The organism is Synechococcus sp. SYN20 (assembly GCF_014279555.1).
Classification (GTDB): Bacteria; Cyanobacteriota; Cyanobacteriia; order PCC-6307; family Cyanobiaceae; genus Synechococcus_C.
The window spans coordinates 1,856,483-1,875,838 of the sequence record NZ_CP047959.1; the positions used below are offsets into that span (position 1 = coordinate 1,856,483).

Here is a 19,356-nt window from a genome sequence, read left to right on the forward strand (position 1 = left end):
CCTAGCGACGACGGCGAGAGTCGATTTGCAAAAGATCCTTCACCCTTTGCACCTGACTCGCTAGTTGCGGATCAGTAGCCAGCTTCTTTTCCACTTGTTCAATGGCATAAATCACGGTGGTGTGATCCTTACCTCCGAAGGTGTCGCCGATTCTCGGCAAGCTCAAATCTGTGCCTTGCCGCATCAAGAACATCCCCACCTGACGAGCCTGACTCACCGCCCGCCGTCGGCTGCTGCTGCGCATATCTTCTGCCGTGACGTCGAACACCTCAGACACCTTTTCAATCACTTGCTGCGGTGTGACATCAACACCTTGGCCACTGGGATCAAGCATCGGCGCGACCGATTCAACGGTCATCGGAATTCCTGTGATCGAAGAAAACGCAACAGCCCGAGTGAGCGCTCCCTCAAGTTCACGAATATTGGAGGTAAAGCGGCCAGAGATGTATTGAATTAAGTCGCGAGGAAGAGCAACGCGTTCTTGCTCAGCTTTTTTCTGAAGAATCGCCATTCGTGTTTCCAGATCAGGGGCCTGGATATCCGCGATTAATCCCATCGAGAAGCGAGAAATTAATCGCTCCTGCAGCCGAGGAATTTGGCTAGGAGGCCGATCACTCGCAATCACAATCTGTCGCCCTGCGTCGTGCAAAGCATTGAACGTATGGAAGAACTCTTCTTGGGTGTATTCCTTCCCTTCGATGAATTGAATGTCATCAACCAAGATGAGATCCGCGGCCCGATAACGGTCTCGGAAAGCCTGCATACCGTCCTTACGAATCGCAGCAATCAGATCATTCGTAAACGTTTCCGTCGACACATAAAACACGCGCGCTTCAGGATCAATCTCTAGGCGGTAATGACCAATCGCCTGCATTAGATGGGTCTTGCCTAGGCCCACACCTCCACAAATGAATAGCGGATTGAATTCACGACCTGGGGCCTCGGCTACTGCCAAAGCAGCCGCATGCGCCATCCGACTGTTGGGGCCAACGACAAAACGATTGAACACATAGCGCATGTTCAAGCCGGGGAGCCGACGGGGAGCGGTGCTCGGCGGGGCAGCGACTCCAGCCGTCGTTGGTGCCAAAGCCTGCTGGCTGGAAGGCGACACCCGAGCCTCGAGAGTCGACCCAGACGCCCCATCTTCATCGTCTTGAGCAAGCACGATCACCTCGATCGGATGACCGGTGATCTCCTGCGCCATTTCAGCAATGGTGTTGACGTAGTTCTTACGCAGCCAATTGCTAGCGAAACGATTGGGAGCCTGCAGGGTCAGCCTCCGATCTTGGAAGGAGTTACAGCGCGCAGGACGAATCCACGTTTCAAAGGTGGGCTTGCTGAGGTTGCTCTGAAGAGCGTGCTGCACCTTGTTCCAGAGCTCACTGCCCGTCAGCACCACATCCCACCTTCTGCGAATGACGAATCTACGCGCCTTATGCCGAGTGGCCCGTCTTTAATGAAACCAGTTTCAACACGTTTCTGTTCATGGCAGCTGCCGTCTCCCGCGCCCTGGCACGATCCCTGCCCTGGATCGGGATCGGAATCGTCAGCTTGACGATGGGAGGGTGTGGATCATCCTTGCGTCAACGGCTTGGCTTAGAGCCAGAAGCGAAGGCACCCGCAACCCTTCCCGAAGTGAGTGATGGGCCTCGTTCGGCCCCTTTACAACCTGGTCGCAACGTGATCGTGCAAGCCGTTGAACGGGTTGGTCCGTCAGTCGTACGCATCGACACCGTGAAACGGGTATCCAATCCACTAGGCAACCTGTTTGGAGGTGGGCCAACCACCCAAAAACAAGCCGGTCAAGGTTCAGGATTCATCACACGCTCTGACGGCCTGATTTTCACGAATGCGCACGTGGTGGAAGGCGCGGACAAAGTGGCCGTCACCTTGCCTGACGGTCGCAGCTTCAGTGGACGCGTTCTTGGCGGCGACCCCTTAACGGATGTGGCGGTGGTGAGAGTCGTAGCTGAAAAGCTACCTGTCGCACCCCTTGGAAACTCAAACGACCTAAAACCCGGTGAATGGGCCATCGCGATCGGCAATCCGCTTGGGCTCAACAACACGGTCACAGCGGGCATTATCAGTGCTGTGGATCGGACCAATGCCGTAGGAGAAGGCCAGCGTGTCCCCTACATCCAAACCGACGCTGCAGTAAACCCAGGCAACAGCGGTGGTCCCCTCATTAACGCCGCCGGGCAAGTGATCGGCATCAACACAGCGATTCGCCAAGCACCTGGCGCAGGACTGAGTTTTGCCATCCCGATCAACTTGGCCAAGCGCATTGCCCAACAAATCATCAGCAATGGTCAGGCCTCCCACCCCTATATCGGTGTACGACTGCAGAGCCTGACCCCCCAATTGGCCAAAGAAATCAACGCCACGAGCAACCTTTGCACCGTGCCCGAGCTCAACGGCGTGCTCGTGATTGAAGTGGTGGAGGGCAGCCCCGCAGCCAAGGCTGGTATTGAGCCTTGTGATTTAATCCGCAACGTGAATGGCTCCGCCGTCAACGACCCCTCTGAAGTGCAGCTGGCCGTTGACCGAGGACAGGTGGGTCAGGTCATGCCGCTGATTGTGGAACGAGCTGGGGAACAGCAAACCCTGGATGTCACACCTGAGGAGCTATCACGCCAAAGATGATTCAATCACCCATCCCAACACTCGTTGTGATGGCTCGCTGGCCAGCTAGCGGTCGCTGCAAGCGTCGCTTGGCCGTCGACATCGGAAGCGAGCAGGCGGCCATCATTCAGCAACGCCTCACCGCCCATACCTTCGCTGTTTCTGAAGCACTCCACGAGCAGGGTGACGTGGATGTGCAGGTGGCAATGAGCGGCGTGAGTCTGCGATCAGCCCAACGCTGTCTGCCCTCCTTACCGCCCTGCACCCTCGTGGATCAGGGACGGGGATCGCTTGGGGCTCGCATGCTCCGTCAGATTCACCGCGCGCGCTTCAGGCAGCAGAACAAGCCTGTGATCGTGATCGGAACCGATCTTGCAGATCTTTGCCAAAACGATCTGCGCCATGCGATCCAAACGCTCCAAAACCAATCCTTGGTGCTGGGCCCCTCCGCAGACGGTGGGTATTGGTTGCTGGGGCTGGGCGCTGCATTAACGCAGCAACAGCTCGATGCACTCTTTGCGGCCGTGCCATGGGGAAGCAACAAGGTGTTGGACATCACTTGCGCTCGCGCTCGGGGGCTGGGTCTCACACCCCATCTACTCAGCATGAAAAACGACATTGATTGTCTTGCTGATCTCCATTCATGGCAGCGATGAGCACTGACCCGCTCATGCTCAGCGTGGTGATTCCCTGCCTTAATGAGGCGGAGCGTCTTCCACTTCTCCTCGCTGACCTGCAGCGCTGGCCTCTTCCGATCGAGATCACGGTGGTGGATGGTGGCAGCAACGATCACAGCCATCGCATCAGCGCTCTCGCTGGTGGACGCTTCATCACGGAGCATCCACCTGGGCGAGGCAAGCAACTGGTTGCAGGTGCCCAGCACTCCATCCAGCAAAACCAAGGCAAATGGCTCCTTTTTCTCCATGCCGATAGCCGTCTGCCAAGACACTGGTGCAGCAGCGTGCTGCGTCGGATTCAGCATCCCGATGCACAACGATTCGCATGGTTTTTTGACTTACACATTCACCCCAGCACTCCAGCCCGACGCCTGCTGGAAGGGGTGATCGCTCTTCGTAGTCGCTGGTGCCAACAACCCTACGGAGATCAGGGCCTCCTGCTCCATAGGTCTCTGTATGAGCGCAGTGGTGGATACGCAGCCTTGCCGTTAATGGAGGATCTTGAGTTCGTACAGCGACTTAACCAACTCACACGCTTACGTCCCCTTGGCCTGGCGATCACCACGGATGGCCGGCGCTGGCAGCGGGGAGGCGTGCTGCGCCGCAGCCTTGAAAATGCCTGGTTGCGGCATCGCTGGCGACGTGGGGAATCTCCAGCACGCTTGGCAGCTGATTACTACGGAAAGCCCTTTTCAACAATTCAATTGGAATACCAAAAACCACAACGGTGACCATTGGGCTCTAGGTCCCAACCAAGACGGTCATAAAAGGGCAGCACCCCTGGATCGGCGAACAGCGTGGCGCGCTCCGTTCCCATCTCTGTTAGTGCATCGAGGATGTAATCCATCAACTGACGACCAAGCCCAGCACCTTGATACAAGGGGTGAACGGCCACATCCCAAACCGTGGCTTCAAGAACACCATCTCCAGTGCAGCGTGCGAAACCCACAAGGCGTGGAATGCGTGGGTCATGGCGCCATAACCCCACCCTGAGCAAGCTGTTATCGAGGGCCTTGCGAACGCGCCGAACTGGCCTGCGACTCCACCCCACCGCCTCTAAGAGCTGTTCCAGCTCAACTAAATCCATTGGACGAGACTGGCTGAATACCAGGCTTAGCTTGGTATTGGCCGTTTCACAGATCCGAGCCTCTTTCCCGTAGGAATGCAACAAAATCTCTTGGGTGAGAGAGGGAGTACTAGTCACCCTGTCCTGCGACGATGCCTTAATCCTGACGCACCGATGACCTCTGATCTGCTGCTGATCGCCGTACACGGTTGGATGCTCAGCCGCAAGGTCTGGGCACCGTTTGAAGAAAGCTGGACACGCTTAGGCACCTCTATCCCTTTGTGGTGTCCTGATTTACCAGGATTTGGACTGGAGTCTCGCCCTCCTCAGCTTCGACCAACCTTGGCGTCCTATGGCCAATGGCTTGCGGAGCAGATTCGAGCTCAAGCCAAGGGCCACCGCGTGGTGTTGATGGGTCACTCACTAGGAGGAAGCATTGCCCTGCATGCAGAAACCTATCTACGTCGACAGTGGGATCAGCCTCTCTCGGGTCTTGTGATGTTGGCGGCCGGAGGTGGGATCTACCAACCCAGACCGTTTCGACGCCTCAGGTTTGGAGGGCAATTGATTCTGAAACTCCGTCCCACCTCACTTCCAGGGCCCATCGGCCAGTTGGGGCCATTTCAAGCGGAGCAACGCGCGGCACTGGGTCTGCTGGTGAACAGCACCACGCGAGGAGCTGTCAAACAGATTCCAAACCTGGTTGCAGATCTGGAGGCTAAAAACCTATGGATTAGCGGTGAGCAGGACCGCGTGATGGAACCCGGCTATGTGCAACATCTTGCCGAATACAGCGACAAGCACTGCCTAAAAGAACTCAAACAGTGCGGACATCTGGCCATGCAGAGCCATCCCGACCTACTGGCACAAACGATCCATCACTGGCTCATCGATCAAAGCCTGGCGAGTCCTCGCTCCTGAAGATCGGCAAGTTCGGCGTACAAACCACCACTGGCACGCAACTGAAGATGAGTGCCCTGCTCGATCAAGCTCCCTCGACGAAGCACCAAAATCCTGTCAGCCGCCTCAACGGTGGCAAGCCGGTGGGCAATCACCACTGCCGTGCGCCGGTTAAGGAGACGATCTAGGTCACGCTGCAGGGTGGCTTCCGTTGAAGGGTCCATAAACGCAGTCGCTTCATCCATCACCAGGACCGTTGGGTTGCGAATCGCCACCCTGGCCACGGCTAACAGCTGTCTTTCCCCAGAGCTGAGATTCCCTCCCCGCTCTCTCAATGCGGTATCCAAACCTTCAGGCAATCGACCGAGCAGGGGATCAAGTCCGAGATCACGGCAAACCTCCTGCAGTTTCTGGTCATCGAGGGGCCGATCCAACCGCAAATTGTCGGCCACCGTTCCACTAAAAAGAAAAGTGTCTTGAAGCACCACACCCAGCTGACGACGCAGCTCTTGCAAAGGCAAGCTACGGATGTCCTGGCCATCCAGCAGGATTCGTCCACGCTGGGGCTCATACAACCGGCAGAGGAGCCGAATCACCGTGGTCTTGCCAGATCCGGTGGGTCCAACAAGAGCAACATGCTCACCAGGTGCAATCCGGAAACTGAGATCGCGCAGGATCGGCTCATCTTTTCGGTAAGCAAAGTCCACGTCTTCAAAAATCACTTCACCACGAGCTGGTGAAGATGAAGCGTTCTGGAGGAGCGTGGGACCAACCGTGGAAGCAACCGTGGATCCACCTCTCGAATCAAAGGTTGAACCGCTGGCAGCACCATGGTCAACAATCTCGAGAGGCTCCTCCAGGAGCTCGCCAATCCGTTCCACAGCAGTGAGTCCTCCTTGGATCTGGGTAAACCGCTCAGCCATTTGGCGAAGGGGGTCAAACAGGCGCTGTGAGTAGAGAATGAAGGTTGTGAGCGTGCCAAGGCCCATCGCTCCTGATGTGACCATCCATCCGCCAAGCGCAAGAACGAGGGCAACGGCGCCTAAAGACACCCACTCCAAAAAGGCAGAGATGCTGCTGTCAAAAAAAATCGTGCCATTCACTGCACTTCGATACGCCAAACCGGTTCTCTGAAACCGATCTCCATTGACGGCTTCACGGCGAAACATCTGCACAACCTCAAGACCTTGGAGGTTCTCCTGAAAATCAGCGTTGAGTTGAGAAAGCTCCTCTCTCACTCGATAGTTGGCCTTTCGATAGCGCCTCTGAAGCCAAACAATCACGAAGGTGACGGGCAGTTGGGTCACGAGCAACAACAAACCCAAACGCCACTCGATCAGCAGCATCGAAACCGCAATCACCAGCAAACTGACGAGATCTCCGAGCACACCAACGGCACCGCTTCCAAACACCTCGGCTAATGCATCCACATCGCTGGTGAGGCGAGTCAGCAGCTTGCCCACAGGCATGCGGTCATGAAACCGCAGAGACAAACTCATCGCATGGGCAAACAAATCCTTGCGAATGCGAGCGGTGAGCCGCTGGCCGACGGCTTGAATATTGAACGACTGAACTCCCTGAAGAGCCAAGCGAACCAGAACCGATCCCAACAGCATCAGGATGATCAGTCTGATCGCAACCGTGCTGTCGAGACCCTGAAAAAGAGGAATCACCGACTCGTTGGCGGCCCCTCCAACACGGCGCAAAACGGCAATCGCCTGCCCAACCAACAGCGGCTGAATCGCGCCGGCAACAGCCACTGGAATGAGCAGCACCAACGTGAGCGTGAGTCGTCGTCGATCTCGACCTAAGTAACGACCAAGCCGCTTAACCCGCTGAAAATCGGAACCAGCCATCAGCTGGTCACCTTGGACATTGGTGTTGTAGATCGCATCGCCTCAACGATCTGGCGCAGATCGCCTTGATCAAGGCGCAATGACAGGGGGTGACCCACCAAACGAGCCGTGGTTTGAAAAAGATCTTCGATTGCAACTAACCCGTTATCGCGGAGCGTCCTGCCCGTAGCCACCAAATCAACAATCGCTTCAGCGATCCCGGTAATCGGACCTAGCTCCACTGAACCCGTGAGGTGGACAAGTTCCACAGGCAAATCGATGGCATCGAAGTAGTCGCGTGCACAGCGGGTGAATTTGCTTGCCACTCGGCAATGGGGAGGAAGATCCGTCGCCCGCTGATATCCACTGCTTGCCTTCACAGCCACTGCCATACGGCACCCTCCAAAGCCCAGGTCAACCAATTGCGCGACAGGCATCTGGTGCTCCCGCAAAACGTCGTACCCAACCACTCCAAGTTGAGCTTGCCCATAGGCCACGTAGACAGGAACATCTCCGTTCCTCACAAGCAAAGCTCTGGCTCGACCACATGCGGATGGAACCATCAGTTGCCTGTTATCGGGGTCGAGAACTGCAGAAAAGTCGAGCCCGGCCGCCGCAAAGCGGGCCACTGAATTTTTCAGAAGTGCTCCCTTGGCTAGGGCAACAGTGATCATGGAATCAAGCGTCGAGCAGAACTTTAACGATGGCGATGGCCTCCACGATTGATGGCATCCACCCAGTAGCCGTCCTCAGCGACAACATCGTCTGGGTTTGGGTGCATGGCAATCAGGCCATCGTCATCGATCCTGCCGTCTCTGAACCCATCATCGACTGGCTCGACACGCGTGGGCTGCAGCTCGTCGCAGTGCTTCAGACCCATCACCACTCCGACCATATCGGCGGCACCCCTGGACTTCTTCAACGCTGGTCATCAGCTGAAGTCGTGGCCGCTGCGGACGACCTAGAGCGCATCCCATTTCAAACGCTGTCCGTCCACGACGGTGACGCCATTGAGCTCCTGGGCAGGCCCGTAAGGGTTATGGATGTGCATGCCCATACCCGAGCTCACATTGCTTACTGGTTGCCAGAGGGAGCGTCCTCAACCTCTCGAACCAGTGCGTTGTTCTGCGGCGACACCATGTTCAGCGGCGGATGTGGACGGCTCTTTGAGGGAACCCCTGCTGACATGCACCGCGCTCTACAAAGGCTGGGGTCCCTGCCTCCAGACACCTTGGTCTGCTGCGCTCACGAATACACCGAGGGAAATCTTCGCTGGGCCGCGCAACAGGTGCCTAACGATGCCCTCATCACAAACCGACTGCAGGAGGTTCAGGCGAAACGTCGGTCAGGTTCCCTAACCCTTCCCAGCAGCATTGCCGAGGAGTGGCGCTCCAATTTGTTCTTACGGGCAACCAGCGCCGAACAATTGGGACGTCTGCGTCAACACAAAGACAATTGGAGAGGTTGATCACATCAATTCAAAACTTGAAGTGATAAGCACTGAGGATGGAGCAGAACCTCACTGTTTTGTTGCAAAGAAAGCTTGCAGCGCAATCCCCTCTGATGGTCTTCAGCAAGAGGCCTGATGAGCCGCAACTGCTGATCTCCAATCTGAATGCGATACAGCCAGGAGCGACCCAAAAACTCCCGCCCCATCACATAGGCATCTCCTGCAGGATCAGGAGCCAAATCGATCAATGCCGGATCAACTAAAACGGTGGCGTCATCAGGAAGCGCCATAGACCGCTGCCCTTCTGGAATCTCCAGATCACCAAGCAAACAACGGCACAACAACGTGGATCCGTCCCTCCAAACCGGGAGCACATTGCGTTGAAGCACAAACCGGCCCACAAAGGGTGTTGCCGGGACTTCCACGAGCTCACGGGGAGTAGCGCATTGATGAAGTTGACCGTCACGAAGAATGGCAACCCGCCCGCAGATCGCAAGGGCCTCCTCCGGGTCGTGGGTCACCAACAAACCGCTGGCCCCGCACGCACTGAGCACTCCTGGTAGCTCACTGCGCAAGCGCAAACGCACTTCAACATCAAGGTTGGAGAAGGGTTCGTCCAGCAACAAAACAGAGGGCGCAGGCGCGAGAGCCCTTGCGAGAGCCAAACGCTGACGTTGCCCCCCCGATAATTCATGCGGGTAGCGTCCTTTGAGATCGGTCAGCCCCAAAAGTTCGAGCAACCATGAGGCGCGGCTGGTGTCCTGTCCACGACGAAGGCCAAAGCATGTGTTCTCCCAAGCGTTGAGATGGGGAAAGAGGGCGTAGTCCTGAAAGACCATGCCCACGCCACGGCGCTCTGGAGCGAGGCGCAAGCGCGACGACGCGACGTCATTCCCATGCAGTCGAACCACGCCCTGGCTGGGATGTTCAAAACCAGCGATCAAACGCAAAAGCGTGGTTTTTCCGCAGCCTGATGGCCCCAGCAAACCCACAAGCTCACCCGTCTTCAACTGAAGATTGATGTCTTTCAAAATCCAAGCTTCATCTGCGCCGCCATAGCGGTGCCAGAGACCCTCAAGCTCAACCGGCCACGACTCCATCAACACGGAACGCGAAAATGAGATTTCATTCTGAGCCGTAACCATGTCATCCACCCCACTTAAGGCTGTCATCACCCAAGAGGCACCAGCTCCGGTGGGGCCTTACAACCAGGCTGTGATCGCCGGTGGTTGGCTGTATTGCTCCGGACAAATTCCGCTTGATCCTGCAACTGGAGCGATGGTGGGAGACGGAAATGTGGAGGCTGAGACCCGCCAAGTGCTGAGCAACTTAAAAGCTGTTCTTCAAGAGGCCGGCACCGACCCCTCAAAAGTCGTGCGCACCACAGTGTTTCTGGTGGATCTTGGTGATTTTCAAGCCGTCAATGCCATTTATGCCGAGGTGTTTGGTGATGGAGTTAGCCCTGCCAGAGCTTGCGTTCAGGTTGCAGCATTGCCAAAAGGCTCAAAAGTAGAAATTGATTGCATTGCCTGGTTGAACTGAGCATGGAATGGGCCCTCCACAAGAGGGGGGGGCTCACGGTTTCTTGGGTTGAGACGATGCTGAGAGACCCCATGGCCCAAGCCAAGCTGACCATTGGCGAACTCGAAGCGGGCTACCCCCTGTACTGCAAAGCCCTCCGGAGACTTCTCAAAGAGGGGCGAAGCATTAAGGACATTGAACGAACCGTGTGCTGGGGGCACCTGGAAACACTGAATCGCTGCCTTCCAGGTCGCTACAAAGCACCGTCCTATTTGTTGGCATTGATTCGGCGGGATCTGGATCAACCCAAGCACTGACGGCTCAAGGAGAACCCGAAATCTTTGTCAAGGGCTGAGAAGGATCGCGACCCTCAATCTCACCCTGGAACACGCGACTTGCAAAAACATCTTCTGCTTCGATGGTGGTCAGATCATCACGACTAAGAGATTGATCGAGGCGAGAAAATAACCGATTGGCTTGACGAAGCCTCAGACGATCAAGGGCATTGCGAATGGAACGAGCATTCGCAAAGTGTGGCAACTGACATCTCCTCTTGATGTAAAGGCTGAAGGCATCATGCGCTGATTCGCTGAAGTGGTAATCCTGCTGAGTGAGCAACAAAAGGGCAATCCCCATGAGCTCATCTTCGCTGTAATCAGGAAAGTCGATGTGATGAGCCACTCGCGAGGAAAGCCCCGGATTGGATTAGTAAAAACTGGCCATACGATCCTTATAACCAGCGAAAATCACCACAAAATCTGATCGCTGATTCTCCATATCTTGCAGGAGTATTTCAATCGCTTCGGCCCCATAGTCACGTTCGTTATCAGACTTATAGAGATAATAGGCTTCATCAATGAATAGAACACCACCCAGAGAACGCTTGATCATCTCACGAGTCTTAGGAGCAGTATGACCAACATATTGACCCACAAGATCATCTCGAGTCACAGTAACAACATGCCCCTTTCGCAAATAGCCAAGCCGATAAAGAATTTGCGAAATTCGTTTAGCGACCGTGGTCTTCCCCGTCCCTGGTCTTCCAGTAAACGACATATGTAGTCCGGGAGCAGTGCTTTGCAAATCCAACTGTTGACGGGCACGATCCACCAGAAGCAAAGCCGCGATTTCACGAATGCGCGTCTTCACTGGCAGCAAACCAATGAGCTCCTGGTCAAGCTGGTCAAGAACCTCCGCAACGCCTGACTCGGCATAAGCAGCCGCCAGATCAACAGAAGAGGGCATCAATCTCTAAAGCGAAGCTACGATCATCATCGCTGAGCTGACTATCATCGCCCTCAGACTCTGGGCGCAGAGTGATGTTCACATAGGTTCGGCCAAAACTAATATCAGGAAATCTCTGTTTCGCTTCGCTGAAATCGCCGAGACGATCAAGAAAATCACGTGTGTCACTGTAGCTTTCAAACTCAAATCGGCGCTCGAGGCAAACTGGCCTTTTGCGCTCATGCCATTGGTCCATAAGACAATCCCTTCATCACCTACAAACCTAGTAGAGAGCGGTCCGATAACCTAACAAATTAATCTTAAAGCTCAACTTACAACTGACAGGAAAATCAAAAATCAATCATCTCAACCAAAAGAGGATTGAAGTCAAAAATCCAGATCATCATCGGCTTGATAACAGCAAAACAGATGCGTATGTTCCAGCGAGGCTAAATTTTTCAGTAAAAAGCAAAAGGAGACTCAAAGACTTAAAAAAGAATCTCCTTCATTCAGAAGATGTTCAAAACAGGCTATTTTCTACAGCAGGGATTAGAGAAGAGCTCCTCGCTGACATCCCATCAACCGCTCAGACCATGATTCAGCGTAAGCACGATTGGCTTGTTGCTGATCAGCATCTGTCGTATCAAGGGGATGAGGCATGGTGCCTGAGATCGCACCATTCGTGACACAAAACATCGATTTTTGAAAACTGATGCAGATCTGAACATGAACATCATGCATGCCCCTGCCATGCGACATATACCAATCACGGAGCTCTTCTGGAAGATTTCGGTACATATCTTGCATGCACAAACTTGGCGGAATTCCCGCTCCCATACTGGGGATTGGATCTGCATACAGAGCTCCATACTTAAAATCGCCGATATCAGCTGAAATTTGTCGCGCCTGAGCGTTGTAAGACACGGTTCCCAGGAAAGGCATTCCCCTAAAAAAGACAGCCTCCACGTAGGGCACCGCCACATCAACCAAAAATGTCAGTCCTGCCTCTGGTGGTAAAACCCAAACCTCTTCGTTCCCAACTGTGACCTTATAAGTCATCGGATCTCCAGCGGCAGCAACTAAACCATCTCTGATGTGATGAACAGCATCATTAACAGACACAATTTCACCATTGCGATATTTACGAGACAGGTCAAGGAAGAGGTCACTCATCACCCGCCAAAACAGACCAAGGGCATAAATGGTGGCCATCGATCGAATGGCCTCAGGCGCAAAGCCTGGATAAAGCCGATGCACCAATGCCAACAATGGATCCCTGCGACTTCGCAAAGCAATGATTTTCTGACAGGTCTCCAGAAAAGGCTCGGAATCGAAATAAGCATCCATTCCGCCAGTACCGTGCCAAAACATTGCTTTCTGGCAATACTCGGCATACTCAAAGTTGATGCGATCACCGCGAAGGTGCTGCCATAAGCGTTCAACACTGAAACCCTCGTGAAAGAATCGCATCACTGGAAATGGATTCAAAAGCTGAGTTTCACCCTGATTCACAAGGTTGCGGCTGTAGGCATCAAGAACGATCCCGTAGCTATCGAGAACATTGACAATCTGGAGAAGATGATCAGGCGTATCAGCCAATAAAGGTTGGTCAGAAAGCAAGCGACGAATCAGCTCTTCACGATCAGGGAGGGTGGGGATTGTTGGGACATCAGTGATCTTGGAAGCAGTCATGAAAGTCCTCCTGTGATGGGTAAGAGCGCTAATTCGCTGAGACCGGTGGTAGCTGCCTGACTCATTCCAACCAAAAGATCAGGAGCCAGACCCAGGAGCAGCACAATGAAGGACAGTGCAATCGCCGGAAGCTGCTCATGGAGCGGCACGACGGAAAGAATGGTGGGATTAGAGACTCGGCCTGCAGCAATGGCCAAGCGTCCAAAGAAGGCTCGGTTCACAAGTAACAAGAAATACACAGCTGTCAAACCTGATCCCACCATGCAAAGCAAAGTGGCGATTGGAAAGGGCTGAAGACTTCCTCTGAAAACAAGGAATTCAGAGATAAAACCTGCCATACCTGGAATTCCAGCACTTGCCATCACACCCACAATCATCAGGGTTCCAGTGAGGGGTAAGCCACGCTGAGGATTAAGGAGTCCGCGAAGAACATTCAGATCTCTTGTGCCTGTTCGTTCATAAACAACACCTACAGCGAGAAAAAGGATCGCTGAAATCAAACCATGACTCACCATTTGGAATAGCGCACCGATCAAACCCAGTGGCGTTGCTGCGGCAGCAGCAAGCAAGACATATCCCATATGTCCCACAGAGCTGTATGCCACCATGCGCTTCATATCCGATTGAGCAATTGCAGCTAAGGAGCCATACAGCACAGAAATCGCTGCCCAGAGAGCCAACCAGGGGGCTGCAACCTCCCATGCCTCAGGGAAGAGACCAAGGCAAAATCGCAACAACCCGTAGGTCCCAAGCTTGAGGAGAACTCCTGCCAAAAGAACCGACACTGGAGTTGACGCTTCAGTGTGAGCATCGGGAAGCCAGGTGTGAAACGGAAAGAGAGGGATCTTGATCCCAAACCCGATCAACAGTGCCCCCATCAGCAACAGCTGTGACGTGAGACCCATCTCTCCCGACAAGATCGGTCGGATTCCAAAATCAACGCTTCCAGTGACGAGAGCAATCCCAAGGAATGCTCCCAAAATCAAGACCCCAGAAACTGCAGTAACAATCAGAAACTTCGTGGACGCATAGGCTCGATTGGCACCACCCCAAATCGCGATCAAGAGCCAGAGCGGGATGAGTTCAAGCTCGTAAAAAAGGAAAAAGAGCAAAAGATTTTGAGCTAAAAAGGCTCCATTCACAGCTCCGCTAATGATTAATAAAAGCGCAAAATAAATTCTTGGTCGATTCTCAATCTTTCGCGATGCCACTGCTGAAACGAGACAGAGCACAGCATTCATCAAAACAAGCGGAAGGGAGATTCCATCAACCGCTAAAGAATAGTTAAGCCCAAGACTGGGAAGCCAAGGCAAGCGTTCCTGAAGCTGCAAGCCAGGGTTGCTCGGATCAAACCAGAACAGCACCGCAAAACTGGCAAGGCATTGAACGGAAAGAATGACCAGGGTCAGACGTCTTAGTTGAGCTGGCGTTGATCCTTGAGGCCATAGGGACAGCAACAGAGCCCCGAGGAAAGGAATAACAAGTAGCAGGGTAAGAATCATCATTAATTCAGTTCAGCCACCAGCTCAGGGATGACAAAAGCAACACGATCGCCGCGATGACCGTTAAAAGATAGCTTTGGCTTCGACCACTAATGCTCAACTTCAAGCCTTCAGCACTCTGAAGTGAGAATCGAGCAAGTCCATGGAGAACTCCATCAACAACATTTCGATCAAAGCTATAAGCAAGCTTCGAGAATAAGGCCACTACATTAACGATCGTCAAGCGATAGAACCTCTCTGTATAAAAATCATTTTCAAGAAGGTCCTGGATCCAACGCAGCACGGGATTGAGAGATCGAGACCAGGCTTTGTTGAGGGGGATGAAAGCTCCTACCAACAAGCCAATCAAACCACTCCCCACCACAACACCAGCAGCCCACAGAGGGAACGCAAGCAAACCATCCAGAGACTCCAGGCGAATCAACAACAGCGGAGTTAAGACAACGATGACGGCAAGAGACACCATCGGGAAGGCCATCTGCCAGTTCACCTCTGCCGCTCGACGCGTCTTTGTTAGGGAGCGGCCAAGAAAAACCTGTCGGTAAATCCTGGTGAGATTGAGGGCGGTTAGCGCATTGGTGAGAAGGAAAACTGGTACAAAAATCACTGAGCGAGCTCCCACTAGCTCAACGGCCTGCGCCAGGCAAAGGAATCCCCCAAGGGGGAGAAGACCCACAAGCCCCGCACTTCCCACCAAATAAGAACCAGTTGTGGCAGGCATTCTCCCGCCAAGGCCACCAAGCTCAGTGATGTCCTGGCAATTCGTGGAAGCAATCACGCCACCCACACTCATCGAAAGCAGTGCCTTCGAGACAGCATGGGCGAACAGGAGCAGCAGGGCCAGTACGGGCACCTGCAAAGAAATCGCGATGAAAACAAGCCCGAGATAAGCAGTTGTGGAATACGACAGCGTGCGTTTGATATCCACCTGAGCAATCGAGACCAGAGACCCCCCAATCGCACTAATCGTTCCAATCACCTGGAGAACAACGAGTGTGACGGGCGCGTTCTGCAGCAGAGGCATCACCTTCAGCAAAACAAGAGCACCGCAGGTCACAACCACAGAGTTCCGAAGAATCGAGGCTGGGTTAGGACCTTCCATGGCTTCATCAAGCCAGAGATGCATTGGGAATTGGGCGCACTTACCCGTTGGGCCAGCAATCAGGCCTAGCCCGAGCAAGGTTGCCGCAAGTGGGCTGATTGTGTCTGCAGCAGACCAGGCATAGAGGTCGTCAAAGCTGGTCACACCCGACCACGTTGCTAGGGCAACCATCCCCATCAAGAGCATCACATCACCAACGCGCTTGGTGAGGAATGCATCCCTTGCTGCAGTCACCACGAGGGGTTGGGCGTACCAGAACCCCACCAAGAGGTAGGTCGAGAGCGTGAGCATTTCCAGCAGGAAATAGCTCTGGAACAAGGAGTCGCTCAAAACAACCCCGGACATCGCCCCCTCGAAGAAGCCCAGCAATGCAAAGAACCTGGCTAACGCCCACTCCTTATCGAGATAGCCAAGGGAATACAACTGAGAGAAGAAACTCAAACCAGTGATCAGCTCAAGAGCAGACACATTGGTGAGAGAGAGGCTGAAGCTGATCTCAAGATTGAGATCGGCCACGTTGAGCCATGGAAACGTCAGAAGGGTGGGTCCACCTGCCATAACGTCGCGCAGCACAAGGCTTCCATGGATGAAAGCAAGCAATGTGAGCAGGATGTTGAGGTAGGCCGCAGGGCGATGGGAATCACGACGAAAGACCCCCAAAGCCCAAGGCAGTGAAACCAACATCCCGGCGAACCCATAGAGCGGGATCAACCAGGCGGTTTGCAGAGGCAGCGTTGCAGCTGAAATCAAGAGAAACGGGGCGGTTGCGCCGTTGAGAGGAATGTTGGGCCGGGAATTTAAACGGAGTTGAACAGAGGTGACGTATTGCTCACATCCGCCGCGTCACGTTCGTACAGGAGAGAGCTGGTTCCACTTCATCGTGAGGACGAGCAATGATGTGCGCCGCAACAAGGCCGTCTCCAACCCTTTCACAGGCATCAGCACCTGCGCGCACGGCAGCATTCACCGCTCCGGTCTCTCCACGCACCATCACCGTGACGTATCCACCGCCGACGTATTCACGACTGATCAGCTGCACCTCTGCAGCTTTCGTCATTGCATCAGCTGCCTCAATGGCAGGCACCATGCCTCGGGTCTCAATCATGCCAAGGGCGATACCAAACGGACGCCTCGGAGAAGGGCTCGCAGAGGCCTGAAGGGAGGACCCTTTTCCACTGCCTCCACTTGGTGGTGTCCGTCGGGAGGTGCTGCGAGCAGGGGAGCTCGCTACAGGAGCAGAAGCGCTCTCGACAGGCTTCACATCAACGGTGGCTTTCGCAGCGGCTGAAGTGGGGGTAGCGGCTTTATTCGTTGGGGTTGATGCGGCGGAGTCGGCGCTGGAACGACGACGGGGTGAAGGGGTGGCCATTGGATGGATTGGGTTGAGGTGGGACGGTGAGCAGAACGTGAATTAGTTATCCATCTGGCATCCAGTGGTCGATGATTCCACCGATGGTGAGATCTGTGAGCACCGTGTTGTCAGGACAGGCATGTCGTGCGGCAGAACCACTAGCGGTAAAAACCCAATTGCCTTCTCGAGCGCCAACAGGATCGACAGCAACGAGTTGTTTGCCCTTGTTGTTTTTCAGAATTCGCAGGTGCATATGGTCCAAACCACCAACGCGGAAGGTACAGACAAGAGTCCCCATCACCTGCATGATTTCCACTAGCTCTTCGCCTCCTTCAATGGAGACGATGGCTTCGGTGGATCGGGATCCCAATGGTCAATGATCCCAACAATGGTGAGATCGCTTGGATACGACTTACTTCCTGCAGCTTCCCTAGCGGCAGAGCTACTGACACAAATCACCCAATCGCCTGGCTTCGCGCCAACAGCATCAACGGCAACCTTTTGGGTGCTGCCGTCTAGAACAACCTGAAGGTGCTTGTGTTCGAAATCAGGAATGCGATTGGTAGAAACCAGTGGCTTAATAACCTTGACGATAAGCATGATCAGTGAGCCTCCTGAACATCTGGATCGAGTGTGGACCCTACAACTTCTGCTGGAGAAGTTTGACTTCGATCTCGGATGGTTAAACAGGTATGAATTAAACCATCACCAACGAGATCTGAGTATCGATTCGCAATAGCCGAATCCACTCTCTGACAATCTGAAATCGCTCGTTCACGCGCACCAGGAACGGAACTGGAATAATCAAAACGGATTACAACTGGGATAGGCAGATCATGCATAACATTTAAACCTTTGAAAATTTTCACTCCAACGTCCAAATCTGGAGCCCCTTCTTCGACGGTATCTAGGTGGGCAAAATAAGTGAGATTTCGTAAATGAACTTCTTTAAAACCGATTCCTACACCAATAAAACGTTCCGCATGGCCAGCATCTGGATAGGGACCACCATGAAGCTCAGATACATAATCAATTTGAGAAATATTATTGGCCAATAAGCGAGTCAATAAAGACACCATTCCCGAGTCCATCGTCCCGGGAGCACCAGATTCAACAGCTTCAGCGATTTGAATCAAGGCTTGATCGGGAGACATCGTTGACGTTGCCTCATACAGATCTCGAGCTGACACCCAACGATCCAACTGAGTTGAACTATCGCTTGCGGGTGGATGAACCCTGATTGCATCGGTATCGGTATCGAGTCCAATCAATAACAAATCAACGGAAGCACCACAACAAAAGCTATTTTCAACAGCTTGTCGGAAATCAAGCAGTCGCTGATATCCAGCGGAGGCAGCCAATTTGTCATCACTTCCATGGGCAGCACAGCCCTGATGGCTTGGATCCAAGGAGCTGAAGTGATAGGTGACAACCTTGAGATAACGGGTGTCTTGGCTGACAGCGTTAGGGATGGACTCGCGATAACGCCGATGTTCTGTTTTGACCCATCGGTTGACGGTATTTTCAACATCAAACATGGCTCCGGCATGACTCCGGCGACGCACTGAACTGAACGGAATCCGTAAGGCGTAAGCAATGGAATGAGCCAGCCGACCATCCGCACAAGGTGTCACATCGAGGAGATGGAAACCGCAATCAAGAAGGAAGCGCTCAAACGTCTTTGCCGCTTCACTCCCTGAAGAGGCCGCGAGAGGATCGTTCTGAAAAAAGCAATCACTAAAAACACGGTGCGACTCAAAAACGCACCATGCATAAAGCGCTCTCATATCTAATGGACGTACCCAAGCACGCTCAAGAATGTGCTTGGGCAGGTCAAAACCAAGTTCACGACAGGCTAGTAGCTGTGCCTGATCGATAAAATCAGCGTGATGTTGAAGCGCTGAAATCTTTTGGAGAACAGGAACAATTCTTTCGAAGCGCCCTTTAACTTCCAGCTCGTAAGCCCGTAAATGGTCATTAGCAACCGAATCGGTTAAAGGATGCAGGCGTTTGGAGCCTGGACGGTTGGATGTTGGACGGTTGGATATTGGACGGTTGGATATTGGACGGCTAGACCTTGAGCGATTCGAACTGCTCGACATTGCAATTGACGTCTTTTGATCGCGACGCACCCAGCCGGGCTGTTGCGGCACCGAACGCCTGCTGTCTTGGCTTGTCCTGACGCGACCGGCACCTAGCGTGCCTTGAGCCAAAACAGCTGCCTTGCCCGATGTTGTCAGCGCTCTCCGTCTTTCAAGGGAGGCAGCACGGGCTGAAAGCGAATTGGAATCAGCTTGCTTGGGCTCAGAGGAAGCAGAAGACTCAGCTCTCTCTTGTTGCAGCTGACGTCGTGTAGGTGCGGAGGGAGACAGAGGTCGCCCTCCGCGGGAGGGCACAGAGCGGACCATCAGGCG

The 19,356-nt window shown here is 53.8% G+C and carries 20 protein-coding genes and 1 pseudogene; 7 read left to right on the forward strand and 14 right to left on the reverse strand.

Annotation, left to right across the window (positions count from 1 at the left end):
- Nucleotide 1: 1 nt before the first annotated feature.
- Nucleotides 2–1,399 (reverse strand): chromosomal replication initiator protein DnaA, encoded by a 1,398-nt coding sequence (dnaA, locus tag SynSYN20_RS09845; RefSeq protein WP_186523373.1) that lies wholly within the window; start codon nucleotides 1,397–1,399, stop codon nucleotides 2–4.
- A gap of 86 nt (nucleotides 1,400–1,485) precedes the next feature.
- Here dnaA and SynSYN20_RS09850 point away from each other — a divergent pair, with 86 nt between their 5' ends.
- Genes SynSYN20_RS09850 through SynSYN20_RS09860 form a run of 3 tightly spaced genes read left to right on the forward strand, consistent with a single transcriptional unit; the run spans nucleotide 1,486 to nucleotide 4,030 of the window.
- The gene (locus SynSYN20_RS09850; RefSeq protein ID WP_186523375.1) at nucleotides 1,486–2,643 is read left to right on the forward strand and encodes a trypsin-like peptidase domain-containing protein; all 1,158 of its coding nucleotides are present in this window, start codon (nucleotides 1,486–1,488) and stop codon (nucleotides 2,641–2,643) included.
- Nucleotides 2,640–3,278 (forward strand): TIGR04282 family arsenosugar biosynthesis glycosyltransferase, encoded by a 639-nt coding sequence (locus tag SynSYN20_RS09855; protein WP_186523380.1) that lies wholly within the window; start codon nucleotides 2,640–2,642, stop codon nucleotides 3,276–3,278. The genes SynSYN20_RS09850 and SynSYN20_RS09855 overlap by 4 nt, the downstream gene beginning before the upstream one ends.
- Complete coding sequence (locus SynSYN20_RS09860) at nucleotides 3,275–4,030, forward strand: TIGR04283 family arsenosugar biosynthesis glycosyltransferase (protein WP_186523386.1); 756 nt, start codon at nucleotides 3,275–3,277, stop codon at nucleotides 4,028–4,030. Before SynSYN20_RS09855 ends, SynSYN20_RS09860 begins: the two co-directional genes overlap by 4 nt.
- On the opposite strand, the gene SynSYN20_RS09865 is transcribed toward SynSYN20_RS09860, so the two are convergent.
- Complete coding sequence (locus SynSYN20_RS09865) at nucleotides 4,000–4,503, reverse strand: GNAT family N-acetyltransferase (RefSeq protein WP_186523387.1); 504 nt, start codon at nucleotides 4,501–4,503, stop codon at nucleotides 4,000–4,002. The two genes, SynSYN20_RS09860 and SynSYN20_RS09865, sit on opposite strands and share 31 nt — an antisense overlap.
- Nucleotides 4,504–4,539: 36 nt before the next feature.
- Between SynSYN20_RS09865 and SynSYN20_RS09870 the strand changes: the two genes are divergently transcribed.
- Nucleotides 4,540–5,286 (forward strand): alpha/beta fold hydrolase, encoded by a 747-nt coding sequence (locus SynSYN20_RS09870; RefSeq protein WP_186523388.1) that lies wholly within the window; start codon nucleotides 4,540–4,542, stop codon nucleotides 5,284–5,286.
- Here SynSYN20_RS09870 and SynSYN20_RS09875 read toward each other — a convergent pair.
- Both SynSYN20_RS09875 and hisG read right to left on the reverse strand, forming a co-directional pair.
- Nucleotides 5,259–7,121, reverse strand: coding sequence for an ABC transporter ATP-binding protein (locus SynSYN20_RS09875; protein WP_186523389.1), 1,863 nt, complete (start codon nucleotides 7,119–7,121; stop codon nucleotides 5,259–5,261). The genes SynSYN20_RS09870 and SynSYN20_RS09875 overlap by 28 nt on opposite strands.
- Entirely contained in the window at nucleotides 7,121–7,774 is a 654-nt protein-coding gene (hisG, locus tag SynSYN20_RS09880) for an ATP phosphoribosyltransferase (protein WP_186523396.1), read from the reverse strand. The genes SynSYN20_RS09875 and hisG overlap by 1 nt, the downstream gene beginning before the upstream one ends.
- 29 nt (nucleotides 7,775–7,803) lie before the next feature.
- Here hisG and gloB point away from each other — a divergent pair, with 29 nt between their 5' ends.
- The gene (gene gloB, locus SynSYN20_RS09885; RefSeq protein ID WP_186523401.1) at nucleotides 7,804–8,568 is read left to right on the forward strand and encodes a hydroxyacylglutathione hydrolase; all 765 of its coding nucleotides are present in this window, start codon (nucleotides 7,804–7,806) and stop codon (nucleotides 8,566–8,568) included.
- Between the two features lie 5 nt (nucleotides 8,569–8,573).
- Here gloB and SynSYN20_RS09890 read toward each other — a convergent pair whose 3' ends face one another.
- Entirely contained in the window at nucleotides 8,574–9,695 is a 1,122-nt protein-coding gene (locus tag SynSYN20_RS09890; RefSeq protein ID WP_186523403.1) for an ABC transporter ATP-binding protein, read from the reverse strand.
- On the opposite strand from SynSYN20_RS09890, the gene SynSYN20_RS09895 reads away from it, so the two are divergent.
- Entirely contained in the window at nucleotides 9,694–10,092 is a 399-nt protein-coding gene (locus tag SynSYN20_RS09895) for a RidA family protein (protein WP_186523405.1), read from the forward strand. The genes SynSYN20_RS09890 and SynSYN20_RS09895 overlap by 2 nt on opposite strands.
- Nucleotides 10,093–10,163: 71 nt before the next feature.
- Complete coding sequence (locus tag SynSYN20_RS09900; RefSeq protein ID WP_006853336.1) at nucleotides 10,164–10,388, forward strand: DUF3136 domain-containing protein; 225 nt, start codon at nucleotides 10,164–10,166, stop codon at nucleotides 10,386–10,388.
- A gap of 4 nt (nucleotides 10,389–10,392) precedes the next feature.
- Here the strand turns inward: SynSYN20_RS09900 and cbbX are convergent.
- The 9 genes and pseudogenes from cbbX to SynSYN20_RS09945 form a co-directional block, all read right to left on the reverse strand.
- Nucleotides 10,393–11,316 (reverse strand): annotated as a pseudogene (gene cbbX / locus SynSYN20_RS09905) (CbbX protein).
- Entirely contained in the window at nucleotides 11,300–11,551 is a 252-nt protein-coding gene (locus tag SynSYN20_RS09910; protein WP_186523406.1) for a 4a-hydroxytetrahydrobiopterin dehydratase, read from the reverse strand. Before SynSYN20_RS09910 ends, cbbX begins: the two are co-directional and overlap by 17 nt.
- A gap of 293 nt (nucleotides 11,552–11,844) precedes the next feature.
- Nucleotides 11,845–12,987 (reverse strand): CO2 hydration protein, encoded by a 1,143-nt coding sequence (locus SynSYN20_RS09915; RefSeq protein ID WP_186523408.1) that lies wholly within the window; start codon nucleotides 12,985–12,987, stop codon nucleotides 11,845–11,847.
- On the reverse strand, nucleotides 12,984–14,489 hold the full coding sequence (locus tag SynSYN20_RS09920) for an NADH-quinone oxidoreductase subunit M (protein WP_186523410.1): 1,506 nt from the start codon (nucleotides 14,487–14,489) through the stop codon (nucleotides 12,984–12,986). Before SynSYN20_RS09920 ends, SynSYN20_RS09915 begins: the two co-directional genes overlap by 4 nt.
- A 7-nt stretch (nucleotides 14,490–14,496) precedes the next feature.
- Nucleotides 14,497–16,341: an NAD(P)H-quinone oxidoreductase subunit F gene (locus SynSYN20_RS09925; protein WP_186523411.1), complete on the reverse strand. Its 1,845-nt coding sequence runs from the start codon at nucleotides 16,339–16,341 to the stop codon at nucleotides 14,497–14,499.
- 79 nt (nucleotides 16,342–16,420) lie between these two features.
- Nucleotides 16,421–16,960, reverse strand: a complete 540-nt coding sequence (locus tag SynSYN20_RS14610) for a BMC domain-containing protein (protein ID WP_272158940.1) — start codon at nucleotides 16,958–16,960, stop codon at nucleotides 16,421–16,423.
- Nucleotides 16,961–17,006: 46 nt separating this feature from the next.
- Nucleotides 17,007–17,258, reverse strand: a complete 252-nt coding sequence (locus SynSYN20_RS09935; protein ID WP_115071559.1) for a carboxysome peptide B — start codon at nucleotides 17,256–17,258, stop codon at nucleotides 17,007–17,009.
- On the reverse strand, nucleotides 17,258–17,542 hold the full coding sequence (locus tag SynSYN20_RS09940; RefSeq protein WP_186523412.1) for a carboxysome peptide A: 285 nt from the start codon (nucleotides 17,540–17,542) through the stop codon (nucleotides 17,258–17,260). Before SynSYN20_RS09940 ends, SynSYN20_RS09935 begins: the two co-directional genes overlap by 1 nt.
- 2 nt (nucleotides 17,543–17,544) lie before the next feature.
- Complete coding sequence (locus tag SynSYN20_RS09945; protein ID WP_186523413.1) at nucleotides 17,545–19,350, reverse strand: carboxysome shell carbonic anhydrase; 1,806 nt, start codon at nucleotides 19,348–19,350, stop codon at nucleotides 17,545–17,547.
- Nucleotides 19,351–19,356: the final 6 nt, after the last annotated feature.